Origin of the sequence: Kribbella sp. NPDC056861, assembly GCF_040687575.1 — a bacterium.
In the GTDB taxonomy this organism is placed as follows: domain Bacteria; phylum Actinomycetota; class Actinomycetes; order Propionibacteriales; family Kribbellaceae; genus Kribbella.
On the sequence record NZ_JBFBNQ010000008.1, the window covers coordinates 55,947 to 73,514 of the forward strand.

A 17,568-nucleotide genomic window follows, 5' to 3' on the forward strand; every position below is an offset into this window, starting at 1 on the left:
CGGGAGGTTGGCTGGCAGCCATGAGCTCCTCCCTCCCGCCGGAGGTCCGCCGGCTGATCGCCGCGACCCTGGTCAACACGTTCGGCAACGGCGTGTACGCCGCCGTCGGCGCGCTGTACCTGACCCGTATCGCCGGCCTGTCGGTGGCCCACGTCGGGGTCGGCCTGACCATCGCCGGGCTGGTCGGCCTGATCGTCAGCACACCGCTGGGCGTCGTCGCCGACCGGCTCGGCCCCAACCGCGCGTACGTCGTGTTCCTGTTGCTTCAGGCCGTCACGATGACCGCGCTGACCCAGGTCCGCTCCTTCCCCCTGTACGTCGCGGTCGCGGCGGTCACAGCGATCGCTGACTCCGGCCAGCGCGGCGCGAAGGGCGCGCTGATCGCCGGCCTGGCGCCGGCCGACCAGCGGGTCCGGACCCGGGCGATCCTGCGGGTGACGACGAACATCGGGATGGGCGTCGGGATGGGCCTGGCCGGGATCGTGCTCGCCGTCGACCGCCGCGAGGTCTACGTGATCGCGCTGCTCGCCAACGCGGCGACGTACCTGGTCACGGCCGCGCTGGTCCGTTGGGGCATGCCGAAACTCCCACCGGTGCCCAGGGCAACGGGTCCGTCAGGGCTCACCGCGCTGAGGGACCGGCCGTTCCTGGTCTTCGTCGGCCTCGACGGCCTGCTCAGCATGCACAACGCGATGGCCCAGATCGCCATCCCGCTCTGGGTGGCGACCGCGACCGACGCCCCGACCTGGCTGATCTCGGTGTTGCTGGTGACGAACGCGATCGCGGTGATCCTGCTGCAGATCAGGGTTGCCCGAGGCACCGAACACCTGGCCGGCGCCGCTCAGGCCGGCCGTCGCGCCGGGCTGCTGCTCGCGCTCGCCTGCGCGGTACTGGCGGTGACCGACGTGACGTCAGGCGCGGTGACGATCGCCTTGCTGGTGCTGGCCGCGATCGTGCACGTGCTGGGGGAGATGCTGCAGTCGGCGGGCGGCTGGGGAATCAGCTTCGAACTGGCGCCGGCCGGAGCGCAGGGCCAGTACCAGGGCGCCTACGCGATGGGTCATCAGCTCGGCGACCTGATCGCGCCGTTCGTGCTCACCGTCGTCGCGGTCAGCTGGGGCTGGCCAGGATGGTTGCTCACGGCCACTATCTTCCTGCTGGCCGGCGCCTTCATCCCGGTCGTGGTCCGCCGGGCCAGGTCAGACAGCGACGGGCTGCAGCAGGTCGCGGAGCTGCCGGGCGGCGGCGAAGCCGGCCCGGTTACCGCCGATCGTGCTGGCTGAGGGGCCGTAGCCGACCAGGTGCACGCGGGGCTCCAGCACCGTGTGAGTGCCGTCCATCCGGATCCCGCCGGAAGGCTCGCGCAGGTGCAACTGCGCGAGGTGCGCCAGGTCGGCGCGGAACCCGGTCGCCCACAGGATCGCGTCGAACCTCTCGGCCCGCCCGTCGGCCCACTCGACCCCGTCAGGCGTGATCCGCTGGAACATCGGCAGCCGCGTGTAAACACCCTTCCGGTACGCCGCCTGCTCCTGCTCCCGCAGCTGCAGACCCGTCACCGCGACCACGCTCTTCGGCGGCAGCCCGGCCCGGACCCGCTCCTCCACCTTGGCGATGATCTGCCGCCCGATCTCCGGTCCGAACTCCTCACCCGGTTTGCGCCACTCCGGCGGCCGCCGCGTCGCCCAGGTCGTCTCGGCGTACTCCGAGATCTCGGCGAGCAACTGGACAGCGGAAGCGCCGCCACCGACCACCAGCACGTGCTGACCCGCGAACTTCTCGGCGCCGTCGTAGTCCGAAGTGTGCAACTGCCGGCCCTTGAACGTCTCGATCCCGGGATACCAAGGCACGAACGGGCGGTTCCAGGTGCCGGTCGCATTGACGATCGCCTCGGCCTGGTAGCTCTCGTGATCCGTCGTGAGTTCGAAAATCTCACCGGAGCGGCGCACACTCTCCACGATCACCGGCCGCACCACCGGCAGCTCGAACCGCGCCTCGTAGTCCGCGAAGTACCGCGGCACAAACTCGTTGGCCCGCTCGTCGTCCGAGCTCTCCGGTACTGCGACGCCAGGCAGGTTCGCGATCCCGTGCACGTCGTGCATGGTCAGCGAGTTCCAGCGATGCTGCCAGGCGCCGCCGGGAGCCGGGTTGCGGTCGAGCACCACGACTCCGTCGTACCGGCTGAAGCCCATTCGGACCAGGTGGTACGCCGCCGAGAGTCCGGCCTGGCCGGCTCCGATCACCACCACCTGGGTCTTCTTCACACCAGGTGCAACAGCCGGGCCGACCGGATTTACTCCCAGCTGTTGTCGATCCGCTTGTGGTAGCGCTGCCCGGCCTTGCCGCCGATCACCGCGGCCAGCAGGCTGACCACCAGCACCGCGGCGCCCAGAATCAGGCTGCCCGTGGTCAGGTCCTCGTCGGCGATCGGGATGGACGGCAGGTCGACCCGATCCAGTACGTCGTACTGCGAGCCCGCGAGCGCGCCGATCCCGGCGACGACCAGCGTCACGACCAGGCCGATCGCCCAGACGCCCAGGCCTTGCCGGGCACCGTCGAAACGGGCCAGCCGGCCGGCGACGTACCCGCCGTTGTAGTAGGCGACCGCCATCATCAGCACCAGCAGGATGCCGGAGACCAGGCCGATGGTGCCGGCGTTCTCCTCGGCCATCGAGCGGTCGATGGTGATCGCGTAGTCGACCGCCGCGGCGATCGCGCTGAGCACTCCGGTCAGCAGCACGGTCAGGCCGATCGCGATCAGCCAGCCGAAGAACGCGGCGCCGGACTTGAAGCCCCGGAACACCGGATTGACCTCGGCCGCCGTGGAGGTCTTCACATCGGCGCGGTGCGCGGCCGGCGTGCGCTCCAGCGTCGTGGTGTCCTCGGTGAACTGCTTGGCCGGACCAGTGCTGGTGGACTGCTGGGTGTCAGGGTCGTCCCGGTACTGCTGAACCATTTCGCCGTCTCCTCACGCTGCGACAGCCCCGTCGTGCCAGCCTGGTACCCGCCCGTATTCGTCTCAGAGCAGAGCGTCGATCTTCTCGTGGTAGCGCTGGCCGGTCCGGCCGCCGAGCAGGGAGAACAGCAGCGGGAGCATCAGCAGCGCGGCGGCGGTGATCAGCCCGCCGGTCAGCAGGCTGTCGTTGCTGATCGCGACCTCGGGGCGGTCGACCCGGCCGGTCAGGTCGTACTGGCTGTTCAGGAACGCGCCGGCCGAGGAGGCGACGACGAGCAGCAGGAAGGTGATCATCCAGACGCCGAACCCCTGCCGGGCGCCGTCGAACCGGGCCAGCCGGCCGGCCACGTACCCGCCGGTGTAGAACGCCAGCGACAGCAGCACCACGACGATGACCGCGCCGGTGATCGCCGCGGTACCAGCCTCTCGCTCGACGTCGAGCCGGTCGTAGCCCAGCACCAGGGCGGTCCCGACCATGATCCCGACCACCAGCGCGCTGAGCAGCACCACCATCGAGCCCATGATCAGCCAGCCGAAGAACGCGGCGCCGAACTTGAAGCCCCGGTAGGACAAGCGGTCGGGGTCCGTGGCCGGCTGCGGCTGGTCGGGCACCAGCGTGACGCTGGTCATCGCCCGGTGCGCGGCCGCCCGCGCCTCCTCGTACCGCTGGGTCGTCGAGTCGGCCTCGAGCTTGGGAATGGTGCTGGTGTGCTCCACTGCAGTTCTCCTCACGAGTCCGCCCTGCGGCCGGGGCCCTACCCGCGAGGCGTCCGACTCATGCCAGGTCTGGGGAGGAATTAACCGGGTTCTGCGGGTAGCGGCGCGGAGTGAACACCAACTGCCCGCCGTCACGGTCGGCCGTCCGGGTCTGCGACGAGCCGATCAGCAACAGGCAGCGCATGTCAACCTGCGCCGGGTCCAGCTCGGCCAGCGTGGTGACGGTGATGGACTCGTTCAGGCCGCCCACGTCGCGCCCGATCACCACCGGGGTGGTCGGAGCGCGGTGCTCGAGCAGGAGGTCACGGGTGGCGCCGACCTGCCAGGTGCGGGACTTGGAGGCCGGGTTGTAGATCGCGATAGCGAGGTCGGCGGCCGCTGCGGCCGTCAGCCGGGCAGCGATCACCTCCCACGGCTTGAGCCGGTCCGACAGCGACAGCACGCAGTAGTCGTGGCCCAGCGGCGCACCCACGCGGCTGGCGACGGCCTGCGCCGCGGTCATCCCCGGCAGCACGGTGACAGCGATATCGGCGTACTCCGGTTCGGCGGCGACCTCGGTGACCGCGCTCGCCATCGCGAAGACGCCCGGGTCGCCGGACGAGACCACGACGACCCGCGAACCCTTGCGGGCCAGGTCGAGGGCGAAGGCGGCGCGCTCGGACTCCACCTTGTTGTCGGATGCGTGCTTGCGTTGCCGCGCCCGGTCGGGCAGCCGGTCGACGTACGGGCCGTAGCCGATCAGGTCGTCGGCCTCGGCGATCGCAGCGCGGACCTGTGGCGTCATCCACTCGGGTCCGGCCGGCCCGAGGCCTACAACCGTTACTGAGCCCTCGGTGGTCTTGATGCGCTCAGCAGCGGGCAGCGGGTTGTTGATCGGGCTGGGGAGCAGCGCGAGAGAGAAGTACGGCACGGTGTCCGGGTCGACGTCCTTGAGCGGGGCAGTGCGCTGGGCGTCCGTGGTCGCCCGCTCGACGTACCAGGCCTCTTCGGCCCGGCCCGACTGCTCAAATGCCTCCCGTACTCCGGTGAAGGTCCTCCCCAGCTTCATCACCGCCGCCGCATCCGTGGTGCGCAGCCGCTCAGCCAGTACGTCGGGCGGCAGCGTGCCCGGCAGGATGGTCAGGATCTCGTCGCGCTCGCACAGCGGCCGACCGAGCACAGCAGCAGCCGCGCTCACCGAGGTCACGCCTGGCACGACCTCACAGTCGTAGCGATCGGTCAGCCGCTTGTGCATGTGCATGTAGGAGCCGTAGAACAACGGATCGCCCTCGGCCAGTACGACGACATTGCGGCCGGCATCGAGATGCGCGGCCAGCCGGGCAGCGCACTCGGCGTAGAAGTCGTCCATCGCGCCCTGGTAGCCACCCGGATGATCAGTGGTCTCCGTGGTCAGCGGATAGCGGAGCAGCTCCTCGAGCTGCCCCTCCCGCAGGTACGGCGCTGCCACCGACCGCGCGATGCTGCGGCCGTGCCGGGCCGCGTGGTACGCGACGACGTCCGCCTCGCCGATCAGCCGGGCCGCCTTCACGGTCACGAGTTCGGGGTCGCCCGGGCCGAGCCCGACCCCCCAGAGCCGTCCGGTCATTCGTCCTCGCTCGCGATCGCGTTGATGGCGGCAGCCGTGATCGCGCTGCCACCCCGTCGGCCCCGCACGACCAGGTACTCCAGCCCCAGGTCGTTGCCGGCCAGTGCCTCCTTGGACTCCGCGGCGCCGATGAACCCGACCGGAATCCCCAGTACCGCGGCAGGCCGCGGCGCGCCGTCGCGGATCAGCTCGAGCAGCCGGAACAACGCGGTCGGAGCGTTGCCGATAGCAACCACCGATCCGGCCAGCTGATCGGTCCACAGATCGAGCGCTGCGGCGCTCCGCGTCGTACCCAGTTGCTTGGCCAGCTCAGGCACCGACGGATCGCTCAGCGTGCAGACGACCTCGTTGTCCGCCGGCAGCCGCTTGCGGGTCACCCCGGCCGCGACCATCGCCGCGTCACACAGGATCGGCGCACCCGCCTGCAGCGCAGTCCGGGCGGCCTTCACCACACCGGGGGACCAGGCGAGATCCTGCACCAGATCGGTCATCCCGCAGGCGTGGATCATCCGCACCGCGACCTGCGCGACGTCACCAGGCAGCCCGTCGAGCGCAGCCTCACCGCGAATCGTCGCGAACGACCGGCGATAGATCTCGGCGCCATCCGTCACGTACTCGTACTGCTCACTCACTGTGCCGCCCTCACTTCGTCAACGTCCATCGCGACCCCGTCCACCGAGTAGCCGCCCTCCGCCAGCGCCAGCACATCCACGAACTCCCCACCAGGCCGCCCGCACCGCCGCTCACACCCGGACCAGTGCACCATCCGCCGCCCAGCGCCCCACCCCGGTACTACGCGCCGCGCATCTCCGCGCACGTCGGCCAGCGCCTTCGCACATCCCGGCCGCCCCGCACACGAGGTCACCCCGTTCCACGGCGACCCCGCCTCCAGCACCAGCCCAAGCCTGGTCAGTCGCCGCACAGCACCGTCGACATCGTCCACCCGCCCCACAACCACGCTGCGCCAAGGGGTAACCCGCAGCTCCTCACCAACCTCCGCGAGCGCCAGAGCCTGCTCAGCCTCAAGCACCCCCAACGGAACCCCCGCAACCAACCCGGCCCCGCCGTCCCGTCTTCTAAAAACACCAGCCTCCGCCGGCCCGGCCCCCACCGTCCCACCCGCACCCGAGGCGTCACCACCTACCCCGCGCCCTGCCGACCACAACTGCGTCTGACCTGCCGACTCCACCCGCTCCAGCACCAGCCGCGGACCATCCGACAGCTCCCCAAGCCGCCAAGCATCACCACGCTCAACCAAGAACGCCTCAGCCAGAGCAACCATCACCTCAGCCACCCGCTCAACCGCCACCACAACCCCAGTAGCAACCCCCGCGAGCACCAACTCCCCACTCGCCCCGTCAACCATCCGCACCGCAACATCAGCCTCGACCGACGCCAGATCCCCACGCCCGTCATCCAGCGCAAACAAGAACCGCCCCGGCAACTCAGCCAACCCCGCCCGCGCACACAACAACTCGTCCAGCTCACGAGCCACCGGCAGCACATCACACCGGCCAACCCCATCAAGCCCCGACAGCGGCGACGCCAAGATGTTCCGCACCCGCTCATGACTGAGCGACGGCAACAACCCAGCCGCATACAACCGATCCGACAACTCCACCGGCGCCCCAGCCTTCAGCGCCCTGAGCTGCACATTGGCCCGCGAAGTGAGCTCCAGGTGACCATCACCGAGCTCCACCGCCGCACCGACCAGCACCCGCAGCTGCGAAGGGCTCAGCACCCCGCCGGGCAGCCGCACCCGTGCCAGTCCGCCGTCGGCGGCCTCGTGCACGGCCAGCACGCCCGGACAGCGGTCCGGCACAGTTCTTTCACGAGGCCCCACGGCCGTGATGCTACTTCCCGGCGGGAATCCGCCCCCGGCCGACCGGTCCGGCGACCGGTCAGCCGCGGCGCGGCCGACCGGTCAGCCGCTGCGCGACGCAGTACGGGTCAGAGGTGCTGGTGCGGGTGCTCGGGGGAGCGGTTCTGGAACGACAGGATGCCGGGGTTGCGGATCCGGCCGCCCTCGATCTCGATGGCGCGCTGGATCGTGGTGTCGGCGTGCCAGGCCTCCGGGCCGTCGAGCACGGTCCGCAGGTAGGGCAGCAGGGCCTCGCTGATCTCCCAGGTGGCCGAGTTCCACAGGTACGACGGGGTGTGGTCGACGCCGTAGTACGTGACGTTGTGACCGACCGTGAAGGTGGGCTCGGCGAAGGTGGTCGGCCGGGCCCAGCTGAACCCCATCCCCAGGTCGCAGGAGACGTCGACGATCAGGCTGCCCGGCGCGAACTGGGCCAGGTCCTCCTCGATCAGGAAGGTCAGCGGCGCGTCCGGGTCCTGCAGCACGCAGTTCACGACGATGTCGTGCTCGGCCAGGAAATCGGCCAGCGGCACCCGGCCGGGATCGGTCAGCGCGTAGCTGCGGCGCGGGCCGGAGCTGTCGTCGTCCGCGTCGTCGTGGTCGAACTGGATCATCCGGGCCGAGTGGATCGGTGAGCTGACCGCGGTGACGCCGCGGCCGGTCAGGATGTCGACGTCGTGGATCCCGTGCGCCGACAGCGCGGTCACCGCGCCGCGGGCGGTGGCGCCGAAGCCGATCACGGCGGCGTTCAGCTTGCGGCCGTAGTCGCCGGTCGAGCCGATCATCTCCAGCGCGTGCAGCACCGAGCAGTAGCCGGCCAGCTCGTTGTTCTTGTGGAAGACGTGCAGGTTGAACCGGCCGTCCTCGGTCCAGTGGTTCATCGCCTCGAAGGCGATCAGGGTGAGGTCGCGGTCGATCGCGAGCTGGGTCACCTTGTCGTCCTGGACGCAGTGCGGCCAGCCCCAGAGCACCTGGCCGGAGCGCAGCTCGGCCAGGTCCTCGGGTTGCGGCTTGGGCAGCAGTACGACGTCGGTCCTGGCGATCAGCTGTTCCCGGTCGAGGACGCCGGCTACGGACCGGGACAGCTCGGCGTCGGAGATCCCGAACTGTTCGCCGTACCCGGACTCCAGGTAGATCCGCTGTTGCAGATCCTCGTCGATACGCTCGAAATGGTGCGGATGGATCGGCAGCCGGTGCTCGTTCTCCTTGCGAGAACGGCCGACGACGCCGAGAGTTAACTGGTCCACGATCGGCCCCTTTGGTTACCGCCTGTTTAGCACATCACAGCTGACAGCCAGGTCCACAGGATCATCCGGAAGTAGATGATCCTGGCTAGGATGATCGGTATGGCCGAGACTCCGTTACGTACCGTGCCGGACCTGACCGGGCTGCTCAAGCATGCCGGTCACGTGCTGGAGACCCAGCTGACCGCGGCCCTCGCCGAGGTCGGACTGACCCCGCGGATGCAGTGCGTACTGCTCTACGCGCTCGAGGGTGAGCGGACCCAGATCCAGCTGGCCGAGCTCGCCTATCTCGACAAGACCACCATGGTCGGCACCGTGGACGCCTTGGAGAAGGCCGGTTTCGCCGAGCGCAAGCCGTCGCAGACCGACCGCCGGGCGCGGATCATCGCCGTCACGCCACATGGCGCCGAGGCGGCCGCGGAGGGGCAGCGGATCGTCGACCGCGTGCACGGTGAAGCACTGGCCGCCCTCGCCGCCTCGCAGCGCAAGCCCTTCGCCGACGCACTCGCCGAGCTTGTCGGTGGCCACCTGGCCACCCCCGTCGAAGCCCAGCCGGTACGCCGTGCACGGCAGCGCTTATGATCCGCTAAAAGATCGTCTACTACAAAACTATCTGCTAACGTCTCTCTTGTCCTGCCCGCCGGCGACAAGGAGACGCCCGATGACCACCACGACCGCGCCGCCCCGAGCCCGAGCGCTCGCCGTGCTCTGCGTCATGCAGCTGATGATCATCCTCGACGGGACCGTCGTGACGGTCGCGCTGCCGACCATCCAGAGCGACCTCGGCTTCTCGCAGGCCGGCCTCGCCTGGGTGATGAACTCCTACCTGATCGCCTTCGCCGGCCTGCTCCTGCTGGCCGGCCGGATCGGCGACCTGATCGGCAGCAAGCGGGTCTTCGTCGCCGGCCTGGCTGTTTTCACAGCGGCCTCCCTGCTCTGCGGCCTCGCGACCACCTCCGAGCTGCTGCTCGCCGGTCGCTTCCTGCAAGGCGTCGGCGGCGCCCTGGCGTCCGCAGTGATCCTCGGCATGATCGTCGGCCTCTACCCGGCGCCGGGCGACCAGGCGCGAGCGATGGGCGTCTACGGCTTCACGTCGGCCAGCGGCGCCTCGATCGGGCTCATCCTCGGCGGTGTGATCACCCAGACCGTCGGCTGGCACTGGTCGTTCCTGATCAACGTCCCGATCGGCGTGGTCTCGCTGGTGCTCGCGCTGCGGCTTCTGCGGACCCAACCTGGTCTCGGCCTCAGCAAAGGCGCTGACGTCCTGGGCGCAGTCCTGGTGACCGCTGGCCTCTCACTGGCCGTCTACACGATCGTCCAGACCGCCGAGCCGACCGCAGCCCTGCCCCGAACCCTCCTGCTGGCCGCTGTCTCGCTAGTACTCCTTGCAGGCTTCGTACTACGCCAAGCCCGCGCCACCCAGCCCCTGCTGTCCCTGCACATCTTCCGCAATTCCCAAGTGACTCTGTCCAACCTGGTCGTCGTCCTGCTGTTCGCCGCAGGCTTCGGCTTCCAGTTCATGACCGCCCTCTACCTGCAACGAGTACTGGGCTTCGACTCCCTTCAGACCGGCCTGGCCTTCCTCCCCGCACCGATCCTCGGCGCAGTGATGTCCCTGTTCCTCGGGCCGCGCCTGATCGCCCACTTCGGCAGTCGCCCGATCCTGCTGGCCGGACTCGCCGCCCTCCTCGCAGCGCTCCTGCTGATGAGCCAGGCGCCGGTCCACGGCTCCTACCTGACCAATGTCGTCACCCCACTCCTCCTGGTCGGTGCCGGGACCGGTGTGGCGATCCCGGCAGCGATCATGCTCGCCATGTCCGGTGCGGAGCCGACTGATGCCGGCCTGACATCCGGCCTCAACAACACGGCCCAGCAAGCCGGAGCAGCAGTCGGTACTGCGGTACTGGCGACCCTGGCCGCGTCGCGCACCGCAGTACAGGTCTCGGCCGGGGCAGATCCGGTCGCCGCGTTGCGCGACGGGTACAGCGTGGCGTTCGTTGCCGCGTCGGCCTTTGTCCTCGCGGCACTGGTCGTCGGTACCGCGCTGTTGCTGCGCTACCGTGGTCGGCCGTGAGCATGACGAGAAATCCCGACCGGCTGGTGCTGTTCACCGACGCGGTGGTGGCGATCGCCGTCACGCTGCTGATCCTGCCGCTGGTCGAGGTGGTCACCGAGTCGCAGAGCGAGGGCCTGGACGCCCGGGCGGTGATCACCGAGCACGAGCCGCAGATCTACGGCTTCCTGCTGAGCTTCGTGGTGATCTCCCGGTTCTGGCTGATCCACCACTCGATCTTCGAGCACGTGAAGGCCTACAACACCCGGCTGATCCAGCTGAACATGCTCTGGCTGCTCTGCATCGTGGTGCTGCCGTTCCCGACCGAGATCGTCGGCACCTACCCGAGCACGCGGTTCACCGCCGGGGTCTACATCGGCACGTTGCTTGCCCTGAGCATCTGCCAGCTGGGACTGACGCTGCTGATCCGCAACCACAAGGAGCTCGAGCAGGAGTCGAACCCGGTCACCCGCAACGAGGTGATCGGCGCCTGCGGCTTCACCGGCCTCACCACGGTGGCCTTCCTGCTCGCCGCGTTCGTGCCCGGGGTGCGGTTCTACGCGCTCCTGCTGCTGATCCTGACCGCGTTCGACACCAAGATCGTTGCGTGGTTCAGCAAGAAGAGCGCGTAGGGACCGTTAGAGGCCGGCCCAGAAGGAGCAGTGGTGTTCGCTGCTCAGGTTGACCCGCTTGATGCCTCCCTGGTCACTCGGCGCCAGTGAGAGCCCTCTGACTTCACCTCTGCCGGCCGGTGCCCAATGGGGTCGCCCGACACCGTTGGGGTCGCCGGTACGGGCGAACGCCGTCCAGTAGTCGATCATCTGCTCCGACAGCCGCTGCTGTGTCGCAGTCAACGGGAACTCGTACCCACCAAGGCTGAACAGGTACGGCAACTCCACCGCATGCGCAGCGCCTTGTCCCGGTTGAGCCAGCGGCGAGTGCTTGTCCGCGAACTCGTACGCGTACACAGGCACCTTCCGAGCCGCCTGCTGATCATTGGCGACCTGCGTGCACGACCAGACCCGATCCGTCGTCACCGCAGTCCAAGCAGCCGCCGCAGTCCCGTACTGCGCGAGTGGGTACTCACGCAGTACCTTCCGGGCGTCCTTGGCGCCGACCATGTCGGTCACCAGTCGCGGGTAGTCCGCATCCGTGAGCACGCCACCGTTGAATGCGCTCAACCAGGCCGATGCCTCGTCGTGGTTGTTCCCCGACAGCATAGGCACCCGGTGGAACAGCCCAGCCTTCATCGCCTTAGCCGGGTTCAACGGCAACACCGCGGTACCGCCGTACGCCGGCTGGGTGAACTGCAACGTGTCCGCAACCAGTACTGCTGGATCAGTCGCGCGCAGGCACTCCAAAGTCTGCTGACCCGGTTTGCACTGCAATTGCTTGCCAGCAGCCCACTCCTTGCCGGTCCGCTGCACAGCGCTCTGCGAGACCCACGGCGAGTCAGCCGCCTGTCCCGGGTACTGGCTGCTGCGCGGCCAGTTGAAAGCGCAGGAGCCGCTCTGCATGACCGCCTTCGCGAACAGGCCAGTAGCGGTCGGTGAGGTGAGCTGTGCGCACACACTCATACCGCCTGCTGATTCGCCTGCCACAGTGACGTTGCGCGGGTCGCCGCCGAAGGCCCGGGCGTTCCGCTGGACCCAGCGAAGCGCTGCTTGCTGGTCCTGGATGCCGTAAGTGCCGGAGCCGGGCAGCCCGGGGTATCCGAAGAAGCCGAAGATCCCCAGCCGGTAGTTGACCGTCACCACGACCACATCGCCGCGGGCAGCCAGCTTCGACGCCTCGTAGCTGTTCCCGGCGCCGGAGAAGAAGCCGCCGCCGGGGATCCACACGATGACGGCGCGGGGCTTGGCCGACTGCTGCTTGGGCGTGGTGACGTTCAGGTAGAGGCAGTCCTCGTTGGTGGAGCCGCCGGGTGCTTCGGGGTTGTCCTGTTGTGGGCAAGCGCTGGAGAGGTTCGTTGCGTCCCGGACTCCTGCCCAGGGCTTCACGGGTTGCGGTGACTTCCAGCGCAGCGCCTGCACCGGCGGAGCGGCGTACGGGATGCCGTTGAAGACCTTGCTGGTGTCGGTGGTGTGCCCCCGCAGGAGTCCGGCGTCGGTGCGTACTACGTCCGGCTCGGCCGCAGTCGCTTTGTTGACAAGGAGTCCGGCCGGCAGCAGCGCGAGCGCCGCTGCCAGCCGGACGGTCTTACGGAGATTTGTCTTCATGCCTTGCAGCCTCGGCCAGGTCCTACTGGACCGGCTTCGGCCGCCCGGCTAGTTCCTCTACACCTTTGGTCTAACCCTCAGCAGTAGAGGTTGTTGCCCGGCGCGACGCCCAGGGTCTGGGTGAAGCGCTGGTAGGCATCGACCCGGGCCTGGACCTGGCCGGGGTTGCCGCCGTTGCACTCGATCGATCCGTTGATGCTGCGGATCGTCTCACCGAAGCCGGCGCCGTTGACGATCGCGTTGTGCGGCGTCATCGTGCCCGGACCGCTCTGGGTGTTCCAGTACCAGAGGCTGGCCTTCCACGAGACGGTCGCGTTCTGCTCGACCTGGTAGGGGTTTCCGAGCAGGTCGATGCCGAGGTAGTCACCGGCGGCCTTGTAGTTGAAGTTGTGGCTCAGCTGCAGCGGACCGCGGCCGTAGTACGCGCGCTGACCGGCCGGGCAGCCGTACGGGAGCTCCGGGTGGCAGTAGTTCCCGTAGACGGCCTCGTTGATCTCCTTGATGTAGACCAGCCCGCCGGTCTCGTGGTTCACGTTGGCCAGGAAGGCGGCGGCTTCGCGCTTCTTCATGGCGTCGTCACCGGTGGTGGTGAAGCCCGGGAAGGCCGCGGCGGCGCTGACCAGGCCGGCGTAGGTGTAGAACGAGTTCCGGCCCGGGAACATCGAGTTGAACTGCGACTCGCTCACCGGGAAGCTGCCGGCCGGCGGAGTACCGCCGCCGTTGCAGGTGTACGGGTCCCAGAACCAGGTGCTGACGGTCGGGTCGTAGCCCGGGTTGTCGTGTTCGGCGATGTAGTACGCGCCGTTGTACTTCACGATGTTGCCGGTCACGTAGTTGGCGCCGGCGACCCAGTTCGGGTAGTTGCAGGCCGGTGCGGGATCCCCACCGCCGCTACAGGTGAACGGGTCCCAGAACCAGGTGCTGATGATCGGGTCGTAGCCCGGGTTGTCGTGCTCGGCGATGTAGTACTGGCCGTTGGTGTACTTGACGATGTTGCCGGTGACGTAGTTGCCGCCGGCCACCCAGTTGGGATAGTTGCAGGCCAGGGTGGCGGTGGTCGTGGCCGGGGTGTCGACCCGGGCGTCGGCGGGGGCGGTGACCAGCAGGGAGAGCAGCACTCCGGCGGCCGCGAGGACCGGTAGAGCGCGCGCGAAACGGGGGATCCTCATGGCGGGACTCCTCTGTCCTGACCAGGGCACGTAGGGACGGCGCCGGGGTCATGTGGGGGCGGTGGACGAGTGGCTCGGTCAGGCTAGAACCGCTGGTCCGGCGAGGAGAAGAGCGCCCGCTCTGGACTTCCTAAAGATCCTTTGGTAATTCTGTCGGTACGCGGCGCATTAAATAGGTATCCATGATCCAGCCCTTGCGCCGACGCGCTTCCGCACGCCGTTCGACGATCTCCTCGGCCACCTCCGCCAGCGGTCCGGCGATCAGCATCTCGTCCGGTGTGCCCAGGTAGGCGCCCCAGTAGATGTCGGCCTTCTGATCGGTGTGCTCGGTGAAGGCGGTCTGCGCGTCGAGCATCACCACCACGTCGTCGACCTGGTCCGGCCAGCTCTTCGCCAGCCGCCGGCCGGTGGTGATCTGGACCGGCCGGCCGACCTGGTTGAGGCCGATCCGGTGCCGGGCCGCGAGCGCGGAGACGCTGCTGATCCCCGGGATCACCTCGATCTCGAAGGTCAGCTCGCCGCGGGCGAGGATGTCGTCCAGGATCGCCAGCGTGGAGTCGTAGAGCGACGGGTCGCCCCAGACCAGGAAGGCCCCGACCTGGCCGTCCTGGAGTTCGGCGGCGATCAGGTCCGCGCAGACGTCCGCCCGCCGCCGGCGCCAGTCGTCCACCGACTCGACGTACGCGTCGCTGCGGCGGTCCCGTTCGGGATCCTGCCCGAAGACGACCCGGTACTCGCGCTCGCCGGCGTGCTCGCGCAGGATCTCCGACCGTACGTCGACCAGTTGCTGCTTGACCTCGCCCTTGTCGAGCACGAAGAACACGTCGACCTGGTTCAGTGCCTTCACGGCCTGGATCGTGACGTGATCCGGATTGCCGGCGCCGACCCCGATCACCTTCATTTCCCTCATGGCGCCGAGGGTAGTGGGGGCCTGTGGTTGGCCGTCCGGCCGGTGACTGCTAATTTGAAAGTAACTTCGTCGTCGAGAGGTCACCGTGCCCACTGCGGAAGAAATGCTCAGTACCGCGTCCGTGGTTGCGCTGGGCACCTGCCTGGGCGCGGTCGCCCCCTCGCTGGAGCTCACTGCCGTCAAAGCGGCACCCGAGCACTTGGCCGGCCTGGCATTCAGCGAGCGTGGGCGACTCGTCCGTGACGCCTTGCTCGCCGACCTGCCACCTGGGTACGCGCCGATCGAGAAGGTCTTCCGCGCCGCGCTCGACGACCCTCATTTCACGGGCTGGATGATCTGGCCGGTCACCGAGGCGGTCGCAGTACGGGCCACTGAGGCGGGGGAGTTCGAGGCTGGGCTGGAACTGCTGTCGGAGCTGACCTCGCGGTTGACCGGGGAGTTCGCGCTGCGCACTTTCCTGACGGCAGATCTGGACCGAACCCTCGCGGTGGTCACCCAGTGGACCGATCATCCTGACGAGCACGTGCGCCGCCTCGCGAGCGAAGGCACCCGGGCGCGGCTGCCGTGGGCGAAACGCGTCCCCGGCCTGATCGAGCGGCCGGACGTGACGCGGCCGATCCTCGAAGCGCTGCGGCGCGACGAATCGGAGTACGTACGACGCTCTGTCGCCAATCACCTGAACGACCTCAGCCGCCTCGACCCGGCCCTGGCCGTCGCGATCGCGGGCGACTGGCTGGCCTCACCTGCGCCGACCACCGAGCGCCTCGTGCGGCACGCGCTTCGTACCTTGATCAAAGCCGCGGACCCAGGAGCCCTTGCTTTGCTGGGGTTTCAGCCGCCCATCGGACTCGTGGTCGACGGGCCGCTGATCGCAGTACCGGCGGTGGCGGTGGGGGAGTCGCTGGCGTTCGAGTTCAGCGCGCACAACCAGGGTGCCGAATCGTTGCGCTTGGCAATCGACTACGTGGTCCACCACGTGAAGGCGAACGGCACGCTCGCGCCGAAGGTCTTCAAGCTGACCACCCGGACGCTCGCGCCGGGGGAGTCGGCGACGATCGCCAAACTGCACTCGTTCAAGCCGATCTCCACCCGCCGGTACTACGCCGGCGAGCACGCGCTGGAGCTGCAGATCAACGGCCGGAGCTTCGGCCGCTCCACCTTCACCCTTTCCACTCACCCACCGGGAGATCGCGCCTAGTGGACCCCGTCCAGCCATGAGGTGACCGCGCGGTACGCCGTGGCCTTGGGCCCGGCCTGACTGAGAAACACGTCGTGGCGCGCGTCAGGAATCACCACGACGGTGGTGTGCGCCCCGAGCCGCGGCGCCCAGCGGGCGATCTGCTGGACGTCCAGGACAGTGTCCGCGCGGTCGATGGCGTCGATGTACGTGCGCGAGAAGTGGGTCCTCTCGGAGTGCAGGACGAGCGTCGGCACGCCGACCTCGATGCCCTGGTGGACCTTGCGGTGAGCCCGGCGGACGGCGTTCAGCCAGCCGACGGTGACCGGGAAACCCTTGATCGGCTTCAAGGTCGTGTCGAAGTCCCACTCACCGGTGCCGGTGACGTGAATCGAGCTTCCGTACGCGCCGGGCGGAGCCGGCAACACGCGCTGCGGGATGACGCGGGAGAGCGGGACCAGCGCCCAGGTGATCGGACCGCGGAGCATCGCACTGCCTTGCTGGTCGAGCCAGGGACTGTTGAGCACCAGCGCGTCGATGGCGCTGGTCTGCCCGTTGCGGCGGCGTCGATCCAGCCAGAGCGGCACGATCAGCCCGCCCGTCGAGTGGGCGACAACCGTGATCGGCAGGCCCGGGTGTTCGGCGGCGACGAGGTCGAGGCTCCGGTCGAGCTCGTTGTCGTAGAAGGCCAGGTCGGAGACGTAGTGAGCGGTCTGACCGGGGCGGCGGGCGCGGCCGCATTTGCGCAGGTCGACCGCATAGAAGGCCGAGCCGCGATCGGTGAAGAAGTCGGCCAGCTCGGTCTGGAAGAAGTAGTCGGCGAACCCGTGCACGTAGAGCACCACGCGGCGGGGCTCGCTCGGCGCGGTACGGCGTACCAGGGTCGCCTCGACCTCGCCCTGCCCGTCCGGATCGATGCCGAGGGCAATGGTGTGCTGCTGGTAGTCGTCGCCGAGCAGGTCGGGCTTCCAGGTGAACGTCATCGGCTTCCTTCTCGAGCGATCGGGCTGATTCCGGCGATGGCCAGCTGGAAGAGGCGAGTGGCTTCGGCCTCGGGGTCGGGGTAGTTCTCGGTGGCCAGGATGATGCCGACGATCAGCGTGATCAGTTCGGCGATGGTGACGTCGGCCGCCACCGCCCCATCCTGTACTGCGCGCTGCAGCAGCGGGTTGCCGGCGTCTTCCATCGCGGCCGCGCAGCTGTTGCCGTGGATCGGGTCGGCCGCCACCTCGCTGTCATAGCCCAGCGCTGCGGCCAGGCCACGGGAGGAGACCGAGTAGTCGACGACGGCCTGCAGCCACTCCAGCAGCGCGTCTCGGCTGTCGCCCTTGCCGGTCAGGTCGTGGGCGCGGTCGCACAGCGCCTCGATCCGCGACTTGGAGACCGCCTCCAGCAGTACGCGGCGAGTGGGGAAGTGCCGGCGAACGGTGGCTGAGCCGACTCCCGCAGTACGGGCTATTTGTTCCAGCGAGGCCGCGGCACCGTGGACGGCCACCTCGTCGGCGGCCACCTCGAGGATGCGCGCGTAGTTGCGCCGGGCATCGGCACGTTGCTGGTCGGGCATGACGTCATCCTCTCCGATCCGGGCTTGCTAAGTGGTGGGCCCCGCCATATCGTAGCGGAAGAGAAGCGGCGGGCCCCGCCGTTTAGTACCCTGAGGAGCAGCAAGGCTACGGAATC

General features: G+C 68.8%; 17 protein-coding genes. 5 read left to right on the plus strand and 12 right to left on the minus strand.

Going from position 1 to position 17,568, the window contains the following annotated elements; genetic code table 11:
* Positions 1-20 precede the first annotated feature (20 nt).
* Positions 21-1,283 carry an MFS transporter gene (locus AB0P21_RS34630; RefSeq protein ID WP_363702447.1) on the plus strand — a complete coding sequence of 421 codons (1,263 nt, stop codon included), beginning with the start codon at positions 21-23 and terminating at the stop codon, positions 1,281-1,283.
* Here the strand turns inward: AB0P21_RS34630 and AB0P21_RS34635 are convergent.
* From AB0P21_RS34635 to AB0P21_RS34665, 7 genes are all read right to left on the minus strand, one after another.
* Entirely contained in the window at positions 1,200-2,261 is a 1,062-nt protein-coding gene (locus AB0P21_RS34635; RefSeq protein WP_363702449.1) for an FAD-dependent oxidoreductase, read from the minus strand. The two genes, AB0P21_RS34630 and AB0P21_RS34635, sit on opposite strands and share 84 nt — an antisense overlap.
* A 29-nt stretch (positions 2,262-2,290) precedes the next feature.
* Complete coding sequence (locus tag AB0P21_RS34640; RefSeq protein ID WP_363702451.1) at positions 2,291-2,953, minus strand: hypothetical protein; 663 nt, start codon at positions 2,951-2,953, stop codon at positions 2,291-2,293.
* Positions 2,954-3,016: 63 nt separating this feature from the next.
* Positions 3,017-3,670, minus strand: coding sequence for a hypothetical protein (locus tag AB0P21_RS34645; protein ID WP_363702453.1), 654 nt, complete (start codon positions 3,668-3,670; stop codon positions 3,017-3,019).
* Between the two features lie 58 nt (positions 3,671-3,728).
* The gene (locus AB0P21_RS34650) at positions 3,729-5,255 is read right to left on the minus strand and encodes a precorrin-2 C(20)-methyltransferase (protein ID WP_363702455.1); all 1,527 of its coding nucleotides are present in this window, start codon (positions 5,253-5,255) and stop codon (positions 3,729-3,731) included.
* Complete coding sequence (locus tag AB0P21_RS34655) at positions 5,252-5,887, minus strand: precorrin-8X methylmutase (RefSeq protein ID WP_363702457.1); 636 nt, start codon at positions 5,885-5,887, stop codon at positions 5,252-5,254. Before AB0P21_RS34655 ends, AB0P21_RS34650 begins: the two co-directional genes overlap by 4 nt.
* Positions 5,884-7,098, minus strand: coding sequence for a precorrin-3B synthase (gene cobG / locus AB0P21_RS34660; protein WP_363702459.1), 1,215 nt, complete (start codon positions 7,096-7,098; stop codon positions 5,884-5,886). Before cobG ends, AB0P21_RS34655 begins: the two co-directional genes overlap by 4 nt.
* Before the next feature lie 107 nt (positions 7,099-7,205).
* Positions 7,206-8,363 carry a N(5)-(carboxyethyl)ornithine synthase gene (locus tag AB0P21_RS34665; protein WP_363702461.1) on the minus strand — a complete coding sequence of 386 codons (1,158 nt, stop codon included), beginning with the start codon at positions 8,361-8,363 and terminating at the stop codon, positions 7,206-7,208.
* A gap of 99 nt (positions 8,364-8,462) precedes the next feature.
* Here AB0P21_RS34665 and AB0P21_RS34670 point away from each other — a divergent pair, with 99 nt between their 5' ends.
* The 3 genes from AB0P21_RS34670 to AB0P21_RS34680 all read left to right on the plus strand — a co-directional run bounded on the left by AB0P21_RS34670 (position 8,463) and on the right by AB0P21_RS34680 (position 11,045).
* Entirely contained in the window at positions 8,463-8,942 is a 480-nt protein-coding gene (locus AB0P21_RS34670; RefSeq protein ID WP_363702463.1) for a MarR family transcriptional regulator, read from the plus strand.
* A gap of 79 nt (positions 8,943-9,021) precedes the next feature.
* A complete protein-coding gene (locus AB0P21_RS34675) occupies positions 9,022-10,434 on the plus strand; it encodes an MFS transporter (RefSeq protein WP_363702465.1) in 1,413 nt (470 codons plus the stop codon).
* Between the two features lie 2 nt (positions 10,435-10,436).
* Positions 10,437-11,045 (plus strand): TMEM175 family protein, encoded by a 609-nt coding sequence (locus AB0P21_RS34680; protein WP_363703293.1) that lies wholly within the window; start codon positions 10,437-10,439, stop codon positions 11,043-11,045.
* 6 nt (positions 11,046-11,051) lie between these two features.
* Here the strand turns inward: AB0P21_RS34680 and AB0P21_RS34685 are convergent, their stop codons facing one another.
* From AB0P21_RS34685 to cobF, 3 genes are all read right to left on the minus strand, one after another.
* Positions 11,052-12,632, minus strand: coding sequence for a carboxylesterase family protein (locus AB0P21_RS34685; protein WP_363702467.1), 1,581 nt, complete (start codon positions 12,630-12,632; stop codon positions 11,052-11,054).
* 77 nt (positions 12,633-12,709) lie between these two features.
* A complete protein-coding gene (locus AB0P21_RS34690) occupies positions 12,710-13,801 on the minus strand; it encodes a glycoside hydrolase family 19 protein (RefSeq protein WP_363702469.1) in 1,092 nt (363 codons plus the stop codon).
* Between the two features lie 130 nt (positions 13,802-13,931).
* On the minus strand, positions 13,932-14,711 hold the full coding sequence (gene cobF, locus AB0P21_RS34695) for a precorrin-6A synthase (deacetylating) (RefSeq protein WP_363702471.1): 780 nt from the start codon (positions 14,709-14,711) through the stop codon (positions 13,932-13,934).
* A gap of 85 nt (positions 14,712-14,796) precedes the next feature.
* Between cobF and AB0P21_RS34700 the strand changes: the two genes are divergently transcribed.
* Complete coding sequence (locus AB0P21_RS34700; protein WP_363702473.1) at positions 14,797-15,909, plus strand: DNA alkylation repair protein; 1,113 nt, start codon at positions 14,797-14,799, stop codon at positions 15,907-15,909.
* Here AB0P21_RS34700 and AB0P21_RS34705 read toward each other — a convergent pair.
* Together AB0P21_RS34705 and AB0P21_RS34710 are read right to left on the minus strand one after the other, a co-directional pair.
* Positions 15,906-16,871: an alpha/beta hydrolase gene (locus AB0P21_RS34705; protein WP_363702475.1), complete on the minus strand. Its 966-nt coding sequence runs from the start codon at positions 16,869-16,871 to the stop codon at positions 15,906-15,908. The genes AB0P21_RS34700 and AB0P21_RS34705 overlap by 4 nt on opposite strands.
* Positions 16,868-17,452 carry a helix-turn-helix domain-containing protein gene (locus tag AB0P21_RS34710; protein WP_363702477.1) on the minus strand — a complete coding sequence of 195 codons (585 nt, stop codon included), beginning with the start codon at positions 17,450-17,452 and terminating at the stop codon, positions 16,868-16,870. The genes AB0P21_RS34705 and AB0P21_RS34710 overlap by 4 nt, the downstream gene beginning before the upstream one ends.
* Between the last annotated feature and the right edge of the window lie 116 nt (positions 17,453-17,568).